Annotated in this window: 12 protein-coding genes; 7 read left to right on the top strand and 5 right to left on the bottom strand. The window is 49.2% G+C overall.

What is annotated here, in order from left to right; all coding sequences use genetic code 11:
* The first annotated feature begins 9 nt into the window (after positions 1-9).
* From dapF to MKA69_RS03985, 5 genes are all read left to right on the top strand, one after another.
* Positions 10-840 carry a diaminopimelate epimerase gene (gene dapF / locus MKA69_RS04005; protein WP_000545412.1) on the top strand — a complete coding sequence of 277 codons (831 nt, stop codon included), beginning with the start codon at positions 10-12 and terminating at the stop codon, positions 838-840.
* 13 nt (positions 841-853) lie between these two features.
* Positions 854-1,552, top strand: a complete 699-nt coding sequence (locus MKA69_RS04000; protein WP_055028144.1) for a DUF484 family protein — start codon at positions 854-856, stop codon at positions 1,550-1,552.
* On the top strand, positions 1,521-2,453 hold the full coding sequence (gene xerC / locus MKA69_RS03995) for a tyrosine recombinase XerC (RefSeq protein WP_000786970.1): 933 nt from the start codon (positions 1,521-1,523) through the stop codon (positions 2,451-2,453). The genes MKA69_RS04000 and xerC overlap by 32 nt, the downstream gene beginning before the upstream one ends.
* Before the next feature lie 2 nt (positions 2,454-2,455).
* A complete protein-coding gene (gene yigB / locus MKA69_RS03990; RefSeq protein ID WP_305847537.1) occupies positions 2,456-3,175 on the top strand; it encodes a 5-amino-6-(5-phospho-D-ribitylamino)uracil phosphatase YigB in 720 nt (239 codons plus the stop codon).
* Between the two features lie 109 nt (positions 3,176-3,284).
* Complete coding sequence (locus tag MKA69_RS03985; protein WP_305847536.1) at positions 3,285-5,771, top strand: EAL domain-containing protein; 2,487 nt, start codon at positions 3,285-3,287, stop codon at positions 5,769-5,771.
* Positions 5,772-5,783: 12 nt separating this feature from the next.
* Here MKA69_RS03985 and MKA69_RS03980 read toward each other — a convergent pair whose 3' ends face one another.
* From MKA69_RS03980 to MKA69_RS03965, 4 genes are all read right to left on the bottom strand, one after another.
* On the bottom strand, positions 5,784-6,380 hold the full coding sequence (locus MKA69_RS03980) for a tRNA-uridine aminocarboxypropyltransferase (RefSeq protein ID WP_055035367.1): 597 nt from the start codon (positions 6,378-6,380) through the stop codon (positions 5,784-5,786).
* The gene (locus tag MKA69_RS03975; RefSeq protein ID WP_001202336.1) at positions 6,377-7,921 is read right to left on the bottom strand and encodes a COG3650 family protein; all 1,545 of its coding nucleotides are present in this window, start codon (positions 7,919-7,921) and stop codon (positions 6,377-6,379) included. The genes MKA69_RS03980 and MKA69_RS03975 overlap by 4 nt, the downstream gene beginning before the upstream one ends.
* Before the next feature lie 238 nt (positions 7,922-8,159).
* Positions 8,160-8,987, bottom strand: coding sequence for a Cof-type HAD-IIB family hydrolase (locus MKA69_RS03970; RefSeq protein ID WP_055030446.1), 828 nt, complete (start codon positions 8,985-8,987; stop codon positions 8,160-8,162).
* Between the two features lie 108 nt (positions 8,988-9,095).
* Complete coding sequence (locus MKA69_RS03965; protein WP_305847535.1) at positions 9,096-10,097, bottom strand: alpha/beta fold hydrolase; 1,002 nt, start codon at positions 10,095-10,097, stop codon at positions 9,096-9,098.
* Between the two features lie 74 nt (positions 10,098-10,171).
* Here MKA69_RS03965 and rhtB point away from each other — a divergent pair, with 74 nt between their 5' ends.
* Positions 10,172-10,789 (top strand): homoserine/homoserine lactone efflux protein, encoded by a 618-nt coding sequence (gene rhtB, locus MKA69_RS03960; RefSeq protein ID WP_055028149.1) that lies wholly within the window; start codon positions 10,172-10,174, stop codon positions 10,787-10,789.
* Between the two features lie 23 nt (positions 10,790-10,812).
* A complete protein-coding gene (locus MKA69_RS03955; protein WP_000557639.1) occupies positions 10,813-12,039 on the top strand; it encodes an EAL and HDOD domain-containing protein in 1,227 nt (408 codons plus the stop codon).
* A gap of 108 nt (positions 12,040-12,147) precedes the next feature.
* On the opposite strand, the gene MKA69_RS03950 is transcribed toward MKA69_RS03955, so the two are convergent.
* A complete protein-coding gene (locus MKA69_RS03950; RefSeq protein WP_001095476.1) occupies positions 12,148-12,618 on the bottom strand; it encodes a Dps family protein in 471 nt (156 codons plus the stop codon).
* Positions 12,619-12,752: the final 134 nt, after the last annotated feature.

Raw genomic sequence — 12,752 nt, 5'->3', positions numbered from 1 at the left:
TTATCTTCTATGCATTTCCATTTTTCTAAAATGCACGGCTTGGGTAACGACTTTATGGTCGTTGACTGCGTTACCCAAAACGTCTTCTTCTCTCCGGAATTGATCCGTCGTCTGGCGGATCGTCATACCGGAGTGGGCTTTGACCAACTGTTAGTGGTTGAAGCACCTTATGATCCAGAATCGGATTTCCATTACCGAATTTTCAATGCCGATGGCAGCGAAGTGGAGCAGTGTGGCAATGGTGCGCGCTGTTTCGCCCGCTTTGTGCGCATGAAAGGGTTAACCAACAAATACACCATCAACGTCAGCACCAAAAAAGGCAAGATGGTGCTCAACGTGGAAGAGGAAGATCTGATCACCGTGAATATGGGTGTGCCGGAGTTCGAACCGAGCAAGATCCCATTTCGAGCCAAACAGAGCGAAAAAACCTATATTCTGCGTGTCGGTGAACACACCCTGTTTTGCGGCGCGGTGAGCATGGGTAACCCGCATGTGGTGACTGTGGTGGAAGATATTCGCACGGCAGCGGTAGAAACCTTAGGACCGCTTCTGGAATCTCACGAACGTTTCCCTGAGCGCGTCAACGCCGGTTTTATGCAGGTAGTGAGCCGTGAAGAGATCAATCTGCGCGTGTATGAACGCGGTGCGGGTGAAACTCAAGCCTGTGGTAGTGGTGCTTGTGGCGCGGTCGCGGTTGGGATTTTACAAGGGTTGCTGGATGAGCAGGTGCGTGTGCATCTACCCGGTGGTGAACTAGAAATCAGCTGGCAAGGCCCGGGTAAACCACTCTATATGACTGGCCCTGCAACCCATATCTACGATGGCCAAATCTCTTGCTAATTGAGGTTCAATTTTGTCTCAGGTAACGGCAGATGCTCTGACCGCCCAAGTGGTGGCAGAGTATCTTTATGAACACCCCGATTTTTTCCAGCATCATGCCTATTTGGTTGAGCGACTGGCTTTGCCAACCCAAACGGGAGCCGTATCGCTTGCTCATGTGCAGTTAGCACGCCAGCGTCAGCGTATTGAAGATCTCGAAGAGGAGATTACGGCCTTGATGTCGCTTGCCGCGAATAATGATCGCACCTTCCATGAATTTATGGATCTGCAAGAGCAAATTCTGAAATGTTCGTCTCTACAAGCGGTGTTACACGCGATTGAAACCAAAGCGCGTGAGTTGAATTTGCGTGCTTACGTGCGCCTTATGCAGCGGCATGATGAGAAATATGGTTTAGCTACAGAGGATTGGCAGCGTTTTGCGACCAATCATTTTAATGGTAAGCCCGCTTATTTAGGCCGTTTACGGCAAGCAGATCGTCAGCGTTTGCTCGGCGATAGACCTGCGCCAGAAATGGGCTCATACGTTGTGTTGCCGTTATCTCGTCAGATCCCGTTGGGTATTTTGGCTTTTGCCAGTGAAGATGGCGGCCACTTTCAACCGAGCATGGATACCTTGTTTTTACGTCACTTGGCGTTAGTCTTAACACATCTGATCGAGACGTTACCTTGGGCATCACACGATGAAGAACGAAGAACTCATCCCGCTTCCTAATGGGTTAGCCCAACCGCTAGAGCGTTTTTACACGTATCTGCACACTGAAAAAGGGTTGAGTCTCTATACACAGCGTAATTACAAACAGCAGTTAGAAACCATGGCGCGTTATTTAGCGCAGATGGGATTGGCTAACTGGTCACAACTTGATGCTGGTTGGGTACGGCAATTGGTGGTGCTAGGTAAGCGAAAAGGCATGAAAGCCAGTAGCATTGCGACTCGGTTATCGTCGCTGCGCAGTTTTCTCGACTTTCTGATTTTGCGTGGCGAGTTGCAGGCCAATCCCGCAAAAGGCGTTTCCGCTCCCCGTAAGCAGCGTCCGCTGCCGAAAAATCTTGATGTGGATGAAATGGCGCAACTGCTGGAAGTGACCGATGATGATCCGCTCTCGATTCGCGACCGTGCGATCATGGAACTGATGTATGGCTCCGGCTTACGTTTGGCGGAATTGGTATCGATCGATGTGAAAGATATCAATCTGCGTGATGGGGAAATCCGCGTGATCGGTAAAGGTAACAAAGAGCGCAAAGTGTGGTTCGCTGGGCAAGCACAAGAATGGGTGGGGAAGTGGCTCAAGTTGCGTAGCCAGTTGGCGGATAGTGGTGAACCTGCTCTGTTTGTTTCGAAGTTAGGGACGCGGATTTCGCACCGTAGTGTGCAAAAACGCATGGCAGAATGGGGACAAAAGCAAGCGGTAGCGAGCCACATTAGCCCGCATAAACTGCGTCACTCTTTCGCTACGCACATGTTGGAGTCGAGTAATAATCTGCGCGCGGTGCAGGAGTTGCTCGGTCATGAAAATATTGCGACCACGCAAATCTATACTCACCTCGATTTCCAGCATCTGGCTCAGGTGTACGATCAGGCGCATCCTCGCGCTCGTAAAAAGAACAAGGATTAACCATGCTGTTTTATCGCTCACTGGCTCCGATTCAGGCGATTACGTTTGATTTGGACGATACGCTTTACGATAACCATCCGGTCATCGCACAAGTGGAAGCCAAAGCCACTGAGTGGTTATTGACCCATCACCCATTGGCAGTCACACGATCTATGGAGTGGTGGCAAGCACTCAAGCGCGAAGTGGCGCAGGCTTTTCCTGACCAGTGTCATGATGTGAGTGAGTGGCGTTATTTGCAGGTAAAGCTGGGCTTGATGCAATTGGGGTATGCCCAACCTCAGGCGGAACAAGCTGCGCGTGAGACTCTGACCGAAGTGATGTATTGGCGCAATCAAGTGAATGTGCCAGCAGAAACCCACCGCGTGTTGGCTGAATTGGCGGCTAAGGTGCCGCTGATGGCAATCACCAATGGCAATGTGCAGGTGGAGAAAATCGGTTTAAGTGGTTATTTCCAATCGGTACTGCGCGCAGGTCCAGATGGACGAGCCAAACCTTATCCAGAACTCTTTGCGAAAGCAGCACAGCAGCTTGATCTTGAGCCCCATTCAATCCTGCATGTGGGTGACCATTTACAAACCGATGTGCTAGGGGCGCGGCAAAATGGTTTTCAAGCCTGTTGGTTTAACGATCAAGGGCAGAGTATTCGTCGGCTAGCTAAAGCGAGCGTACTGCCAGATGTAGAGATTCATCGCTTATCTCAGTTGTTGTTCATAGTTGACTGAGTGCATATTTTCGAGTCACAAAAATTACATTGCTTAAATATTGAGTATGGTCTGCGGTAAGGTTTGCGTTGCATAATGCTTAAACATTTCACCGACTTATCAGCTCTTTATGTTTACGGCATCTCGTCTCATCTCTGATTTAGCCTCCGCACGGGCGGTGCTTGAGACTCTGGATCTTCCTTATGGACAGTCGGTTCTTGTCCAAATCTTTTCGCCACTGAGTGCTGAGCAAGTTTTGGTGCTCGCCGAATGTGTTCGTGCTCAATATCCACAGGCTTGTTTGCTCGGTTGCAGTACCGAAGAGGTGATCTTTCAAGGCGAGATCCATTATCACACCACTTTGCTGCAGGTAACGGTTTTTGAACAGACGTATCTTAGTCGAGCGGTGGTCACTTATAGCGACGACTGTATTGCGGATGGTCAGCATCTGGCTCGCCGCTTGGAACTGAATGAATCTTCCAAAGCGGTGGTCTGTTTCTCTGAGCAAATGGATACCTTACAAGCCCCACGATTTACGTTACACACGGAGCATGGCACGGCAGTGCCGGTTGCTGGTGGTGCGGCGAAACAAACCGCTACTGGGCGTTGGATACTGCTGGATGACGCTTGCTACCAGCAGGCGAGCGTTGCGGTCGCGTTGCATGGTGAGGGCTTGTTCGTGGACATCGGTGGATACACCGAGTGGCAACCTGTTGGGCGAACTTATCGCGTGACTGCAGTGGAGGGAAACCGAGTCCTGAGTCTTGATGATGAGCCGATTGAAGTGGTGTATGAGCGCAATCTTGGGGCGCAGCTTGATCTCTGCCACGAGTGGCTGAACAGCTTCCCCTTAATGAAGGGCGAATGCCGCCAGCAAGATGTTTTCCTGCCACTGAGCTTAGATGTGCAAGGTGGGCTGCATTTTGATCGGCCGCTGGCGGTGCAAGATGAAGTGCGCTTTTGTTTTGACCATCCGTCACTCACGCTGGAAAAGGTTTACCTTAAAGCGCAACAACTGCAAGCTAAACAATGCCAACAGGTATGGGTGTTTAACTGCGCGCTACGCCTAAATTTCATGAACGAGAATCATGAGTTGAAACCATTTCAGGCAGTGGCTCCTACCGATGGTTGTTACTGTTGGGGGGAATTGCTGCATGTGCAGGGGCAGCAGCAGGTGATGCACCATAGCATGACGTTTCTGGCATTGCGCGAGGGGGAATTGCGCGATCTTGAACTGGCACCGCTACCGAATTATCCGGTAGGGATGACTTCACCGTTGTTCAATTTGATCCGTCATGCTTTTCACGACCTCGATATCATGACCGATAACTTGGCGCAGCAGATCCGTGCACAAACCTCATTGCTTACCGCGAGTTACCGTCGCGATCGTCGTACAGGCTTACCCAATCGGGTTGTGTTGCGTGAGCGCCTACAGCAGTTTGCTGAGCATGAGCACCTCATTGCGATTAAAGTCACTAACTTCAATCAGATTAATGAAAAGTATGGCTACCCCGTTGGCGATAAGCTGCTGCGCGATTTAAGTGATCAATTTCAATCGTATCTCGACCAACAACTGGCTGGTCGCAGTGTGTTGTACGCGATCGGTGTTGGGGAGTGGGCTACCGTCTTTTGTTCTCAAGTCGATGAGCAAATCATTCACAGCCATTTCTCTCAGTTTGTTGAGCAGCTGGAACACGTTAACTTCGAACCGTGGGGGTTGCCGAACGTCGATTATCTGTCAATTTCCTTATGTGCTGGTTTAGTGAGTCAACGTGATTTTGCTGAACACACGCCGGATGATTTGTTACTGCGAGCCATCGAAGCGCGGCGCAACGCCTTCAATAACAATCGTCATTTCTGTAATGCTTCACGGCTCAAATCACAAGAAACCGTGCGTCAGGATCGTCTGAACTGGTTATCGCGCGTGAGCCGAGCGGTTCTGCGTGATGATGTGGTGGTGTATGCGCAGCCGATCTGCGAGGCGCGCAGCCACGTGGTGGCTTCGTATGAATGTTTGGTGCGGATTGAAGATGAAGGCGAAATTATTCTTCCCGGTCACTTTCTGCCCATCATCACCGATACGCACCTGTATACCCGCTTAAGCCGCCAGATGATTAGCCATACCTTTACGATGATGCGCCATCGTCCGGAAGCCTTTTCCATCAATCTTTCTCCGCAGGATTTGATGAGTGAGCGTACCTTACAGCACTTGGAGGCTGCGATAAAATCGATGGCTGACCCTTCTCGCGTGGGCTTGGAAGTGCTGGAAAGTGAACAGATCAAAGACTACGGGCGTATGATCGAAGTGTGTAATCACTTTCGCTCACTCGGTGCGACCATCATCGTCGATGACTTTGGCAGTGGCTATTCCAATATTGATGAGATTGTAAAGCTGGAGCCGCAAGTGATTAAGCTCGATGGCAGCTTGATCCGCAACATTGATCAGGACATCAAGCAGCGCCGAATTGCTGAACAACTGGTGAAGTTGTGTCAGGTACTGAATGCGAAAACTGTGGCGGAGTTTGTGCATAACCAGACGGTTTGTCGCATCAGTGAAGATATGGGAGTGGATTACTTACAAGGTTACTTCCTTGGCCGTCCCTCACGGTTAGGTTAGGCCAAGTGTGATTTAGCGTTCAATCCAACGATGGCCGCTTTTGTCGGCTTGAAACGCGTTCATAGAATAGTGGTAAAACTGTTCTAACGCGTCAGCTTGAGGATCGGCGTGAAATTGGCGCAGCAATACGAGCCCCACTTCGAGCGTACACAAATGACCAGCTTGCTGATTGCGTCTTAGCCGATAAGCTGAAAGTGTTTGGGTTGATAGATGCACTCGCGGTAGGTCGGCAAGCCAAGGGCTTTTTCGCTCCATCTTTCTGGCTTCCTGCCAAGTGGCATCCAACACGATAAAGTGCGCACTCTCATCGCAAGTTAGGGTAGACAGTGCGTGCTCTAACTCTACGCTCTCTTCACTGGGATAAATCAAAAATGAGCGGGTATTAGGTTGCCTGATACGAGCCTGTAACTCTGGGTTGGCGGCGACTCGACTCCACGTGTAAGCATGACATTCGGTGAGTGATTGAGTAAGCCAGCGTCCGGTATTGGTCTCACGCTGCCACTCATTATCGTGAGTGAGCAGCGAGAGTTGAAAGGGCGCGCAAAGTTTTGGTATCGCTGCGCACACACATTGGAACTTAAGACCACAGTTTGGGCAGGTGGTACTCACAGTTTGACACCGGATTGTTGGGGAGATAACCCATCAGAAAACAGTACCACTTGGCTCATTTGTTCGATTGACGCTTCTGGGGCAATGCTCGGATTGGTCGGATAGCTGATGCCGTTATACTGCAAGCTGTGCAAGGCCGGTTTCGCTCCGCCACCACTGACGGTGAGCAGTAAATCTTGCCAGCCGTGGTGAGTTTGTTTGCCTAGCCGAATCGGATTTTGCACGAGAGTGATGCGGCTATTGAAGCGCCATTGCTGATTTTGCTGCTCAAAAATCAATAAAGTACAGCCACCGGTACCACACCAATCCAGTTGGACGAACAGTTCTGGCTGCTCATCGCCATTGAGATCGTATTTCAACCAGCGATATTGAGTATGGTCTGGCGCGGTTTGGTGTAGGGTAAAGTAGCGGCGAATTGCTTGATCGACCTCTTCTTCATAATCGGCACGTCCAGCGACTTGTTGTGCGTGGATTGCCGCTTGTCCTACGGCTGCGGGGGCGCCACTCTCACTGAGTTCAACCATAGAGCGAAAGAGCACCAAGCCGCCGTCTGCGATGTGATAAACCGACTGGCCGACCTTCTCTTGTTCGGCAGTGATCTGGTAGCCATCACGGGTAAAAATGCGCTCTGAAATCAAATACTGTTGTTGGTGGCGTGTCATGACCACTTGGATCTGATTGGGATTCAACTGTTGCCAGTAACCTTGCTCAATCACCGCCGGTTCACCATTGGCGTACTCATAGCGAGTTTGAGCGGTGTGGTCATTCTCCAGCGTGAGGCTAACACTAAACCCGGTTTGCTCGGTGGAGCTGGCAAAATAAACACCGCTCCATTCTAAGGTTGGGTCAATATTGGCGAGTGTTGCACAGCCCTGATATTGGCCACCTTTGAGTGAGAGTTTGGCCTGCCACTGGTAAAGATTATCGCTCATGCCATCTTGGCATTGACCCTGTTCAAGGCGTAGTTCTCCCTCTTCAAACTGGTAGCGGCGTTGATCGGGGCTCAGTTGAGTGCGGGTAATCGAATAGTGCTGTTTCTCGCCACCCATAGGTTGGAACTGTAATCCACCGTCTACAAAACGCATTGACCAAAATGGCTCATTGCCAAACGCTCGGGTGGCGGTGACGGGCTGCTCACAGCCACGACTTTCATTGCTTAATTGATTGATGCTTTGCACCTGAATGCGCGCGACATAGTCGCCATTAAACCCAGTTTGGCTAGGAGGCAGCAGAGTACCGACGATTTCTCCGTACAGCGGTTGATAAGGGCTACGGCTGAGTGCAAGGGCATCGCGTAGCTGCTCAGGAGAGAGGTTGAGCCAATATTGTTGATGGCTGCCACAAGGCGTAAAGCGCTGGACTTCATGGCCGACGACTACTTCACCCCGCAGCATAAAACTTTGTGGCTGAATGGTTTCGGGCTTATCGAGTGTCGCAGGGATAATCGGAGCTGGCTCTGGTTCATTACTGGGTAAGGAAAGGTGACTACAGGCTTGCAGCAGCATAGTGAGTGAAATAGCGCAGAGGGGTAAAGCTCTCATGGATCATTTCCTTTGGCTCGATATCAATGAGTGACAGAAAGGTTCAGTGGCCGAAATTATGGCATAAAGCGTCAGACAAGCTAAACCACCATCGGGTTCAATTGACAGAGTGCGGACACAAGTATGGGGTGGTTGCGAAGTGTTTCGCACTTTTCCCAACACTCAGGGGGATATAAAAAGTAAAGGCAGCCATAGCTGCCTTTTGGGGGGACGAATGAGCCCTAAGATCTACACCGGTTTAAAACAGATGCTGATGTAGGTAATGCGCCACCGCATCATCGGCGTTACTGCCGATCACTTCATTATTAGGAAGGGCGTTAAAGACTTTTGGGTGGGCGGTACCCATCACCAAGCCTTTACCTGCCATTGAAAGCATCTCAACATCGTTCATGCCATCACCAAAAGCAATGCAGTTTTCCAAGCCCAGCTGTAGTGACTCGGCCACGGCTTGCAGTGCATCCCCTTTTGATACGCCAGCACACATCACCTCCAAGCACCAAGGAGTAGAGAATGCCACGTTGATCTTATCGCCAAAACGTTGATTGAGCAGGGTTTCGTATTGAACCAGATGTTCATGGTCTTGATTTTCTTGAGTAAAGAAAATCTTAGCGATACCGTCGGTTGGTGCGTTATTGATATCAAAAACTCGGTAGGTAAACCCCGAGTCTTCATGGAAGTCGCGCAGAATGTCATCTTCTTTATTCAGCATCCACTCATCATCACGGTACAGATGAACGAACAGCTGTGGATCTTCTTTCACAACATCGATGATCGCTTGTACCAGCTCTTGCGGTACGTTTTTGCTGTACATCAACTGATCATTTTGGTCATGCACACGTGCGCCGTTTGCGGTGATCATATACGCGGGAATGCCCGCAATTTCACGAATTCCCGCCACATCAACATGGTGACGACCAGTGGCGAAAATAAAGGTAAACCCTTGGTCATGAAGCTGTTTCAGGGTCTGTTTAGAAAATTCGCTCAACTGATGGTTAGGGGCGAGTAAGGTACCGTCGAGATCCGACGCCACGATTTTATAAAGCTGTTTTTGTACTGAAGTGGTCATAAAACTCTCATGTTTCACTGTAGGCAGGATGACCCGTCACCCTAAGGCCTATTAGTGTAGTGGAATTAAATGCGGAAAAAGAGGGTAAACCTCTCTCACCGCTTTTCCTCAATTTTTCTGATTCACCGAGTGTGTGGTGAAAAAGCGTAAAATATGTGCCAATGCCTGATTTCGGTAAGCATCTTGCTCAAAAAGAAGTTCATGCCGCGCGCCCGAGATAACCTGTAAAGCGGCACTCTTTTGGGTTCGGATGAGTTTTTTAAACAACCGGTTTTGAGCGTGGTTACACACAATCGCCTCTTCACCGGCTTGCAAAATCAACATTGGGATTTTGATTTGGCGGGTTAATTGTAAGCATTGCTTGGTCGCGAGCAGACTTTGCCAAACCCAGCGATGGCTCGGGCCACCAATTTGTAGTTCAGGATGCGCTTCATACAGTTCACGAAATACGTGATAACGTCGCTCGCTGTGTGTGAGCAAGTTAAGAGGAAATGGTTTGGGATGATAAGGACCATAACCCGGGGCATAGCTAGGTTTAGTTGAGAACGCGGCCATCAGTTGAGTGATCAACACCGCAAGCGGCCGCAAATACCAAGGCATCGCTACGCCAAACATCGGAGCAGTGAGTGCTACAGCATGAAAAGGGTGATGGGGGGTCGTTTGAACATAGCGGGTTACCACCGCGCCGCCCATGGAATGCGCTAATAAAAAACGGTGTGAGTAACGTTCTAGGTGAAAGTGCTCGACTAAGCCGGCTAAGTCGGCGACATAATCTTGAAATTCGTGCACGTAACCGATTTGTCGATCCTCAGTCAGGCGTTCCGACAACCCTTGCCCGCGGTGATCATAGGTATATACATCAAAACCTTGGCGAAACAGGTCATAGCACAACTCTTGGTATTTCCAGGCCGACTCAATGCGCCCATTCACCACCACTACCGCTTTTTGGTGAGTTGGATGTTGCAGACTACACCAATAAATGTGCTTTTTATCAAAACTGCGATAAGTTCCTTCGTGGCGAGTGTGCCACACTTGAGCTATCTCAAAGTTGAGAGCTTGCTCCAAACTCGACTCTTGCGTATAAGGGGTAAGGTTTTTTTCAAGGTTCATAAGTTGGCGATGTGGTTGTGCGCGGTTGCGTTTAGCCTCTGTTGGCTAGCATAAGTCAGGAATGAGGAATTGCAATGGATATCCAAGTTTGGCTTGCCTATTTGCTTACTGCGGTTGTGTTTAGTCTGGCGCCCGGTTCTGGTACGGTCAACTCAATCAGTAACGGTTTAAGTTATGGTACTCGTCATTCATTAGGGGCCATCATTGGTCTGCAGATAGGCCTAGCTTGCCACATTGTATTAGTTGGGGTCGGTATTGGTGCTTTGGTCGCTCAATCGGCATTGGCTTTTACCATCATTAAATGGGTGGGCGCGGCGTATTTATTGTGGCTAGGGATTCAAAAGTGGCGCGATCGAACGCCATTGGCAGCGGTGACACCGCAAGCGGAATTATCACAATTGGCACTGTTGCGTAAAGCCGTGCTGATCAATTTGACCAATCCCAAATCCATCGTTTTTCTCGTGGCACTATTCCCTCAATTTATTGATCCACAAGGGAATCATTTGTCACAATTCTTGGTTCTCGGCCTGACAACCGTTACCATTGATGCGATTGTGATGTTCGGCTATACCGCATTAGCGGCGCAACTAGGCCGTTATATCCGTTCACCAAACGTGATGAGTCGAATGAATAAACTGTTTGGTTCGATGTTTATGGGCTGCGGAATGCTACTGGCTACCGCCAAAGCTTAAGTCTCGTAGCCTTTGAGGAATCCATGCACACTACTTATGTCGCACGCCAGCCAATACTCAACGCCAAGCGGCACACGCTAGGCTATGAGTTACTATTTCGCGATGGAGAAAGAAACGCGTTTCCTGAGTACATGGATGCGGATCGGGCGACATACCGCTTGATTGTGGAAAACTTTTTATCAATGGGCACCAATCCGCGTATTGCTCGTTCACGTTGTTTTATTAACTTTCCTCATAAAAGCCTGATTCGGCGTTTGCCCTTAACGCTGCCACGTGAGCAGATTGTGGTGGAAATTCTGGAAACGTGTCAGCCAACGGATGATCTATTCGAGGCAGTACAAGAACTGAGCCAACGCGGTTACTTATTGGCGTTAGATGATTTTGTTTACTCCCCTGCGTGGGAGCGTTTTCTGCCTTATGTGCAGATCGTCAAAATCGATATCATGGCGATGGGGCTCGATAAAGCGTGTGAATTTGTGCGTGGTCGCTTAGCTCAAGGGAGCCGCCGGCGCTTTTTAGCTGAGCGCGTAGAAACAGAAGATGAATTTCATCAAGCTCGTCATGCAGGGTTTACTTTCTTCCAAGGCTATTTTTTCAGTAAGCCAGAAATCATCAAGCAGCGCTACATCAGCCCCGAACATGTGATTGCGATGCAACTGTTTCGTGAAGTTTGTCAGCCTGAGGTCGATTATGTGCGGGTTGAGCGGCTGGTGGCGCAAGATATTGCCCTGTCCTACAAGCTACTGCGCTTTGTGAACACGATGTCGGATCGGCTCTCGGTGTCGATTTCATCCTTTCGGCAAGCATTGGTTTATCTGGGGCAAGACAAGCTACGCATTTTTGTTTCTTTGGCGGTCGCCTCCTACATTTCATCGAAAAAGCCTAAAGAACTGTACAACTTATCACTGCAAAGAGCGCAATTTTGTCAGCTGATGTCGACCCACCCACATTTTAAAGCTCACCGTGATCAGGCGTTTTTGATTGGCATGTTTTCAGTTTTGGACGCCTTGTTGGATACGTCTATCGAACAATTAGTGGAACAGCTTCCTTTGGCTGATGAAGTGAAACAAGCGTTGCGGGATCGTGACGGCCCGCTAGGCATGCTACTCGATCTTGAGGAGTGTTTTGAAAAAGCGGATTGGCAAGGGGTTGAAGAACGTTGTGATTTACTTGGTTTTGATCTAGAAGATGTTCGCCAAGAATTGATTGAAGCCCAGCGTTGGAGCCAGGACATCAATCGGTTTATTTAATGATTGGCCGGCCAGCCCGACTCTGAGGGTGTAGGTAATAAAGGCTGACCGACCAAATTCATTAACCTTCCTGCACCTTATGCTTTGCCTGTTTATCGCTCCGAGTATTTATTTCAGCCAAGCGTTAAGCATCCAAACCAGTTTCTCTTGTTCGCGGATGTAATCGCTCATCAGCGCGGAAGTTCCTTCATCGCCAGCATTTCCAGCCAATTCTAGAATCTCGCGTTGTTGATGAAGCAGAATACTAAATCCCTCTAACAGTCCTTGCATACTGCTGCGACCATCGATGGAGTCGGTATGTTCTTTGATTTGTGCTGTTTTGAGATAACCGCTAAAACTGTGCATGGGTTTGGCGCTGAGTGTCAGAATACGCTCTGCCAATTCATCAATTTTCAGTTGTAGGTCGGTGTAGATTTCTTCAAATTTGGCGTGCAATTCAAAAAACTCTTTACCTTGAATATTCCAGTGGTAACCACGAGTGTTCATGTAAAACACTTGGTAGTTTGCTAATAAGTGGTTGAGCGCATTCGCCAGTTTTTCGCTCTGTGTGGTATCAAGACCAATTAAATTCGTATTCATAGTACACCTCTCAGTTATGTGTTTTACCTTTCGGCTTGAGGAAAGAATAAGCGCATCGAGAGGTGAAGAAAATTTGCTTTTCTTGATTTATTCAATAGCCACAGACTATCAAGGGAGAATGTAGTGTGACCTTT

It is taken from the genome of Vibrio sp. AH4 (assembly GCF_030710545.1).
In the GTDB taxonomy this organism is placed as follows: Bacteria; Pseudomonadota; Gammaproteobacteria; order Enterobacterales; family Vibrionaceae; genus Vibrio; species Vibrio metoecus.
Note: the sequence above shows the minus strand (reverse complement) of the source record. Positions and strands in the feature narration are given on the sequence as shown.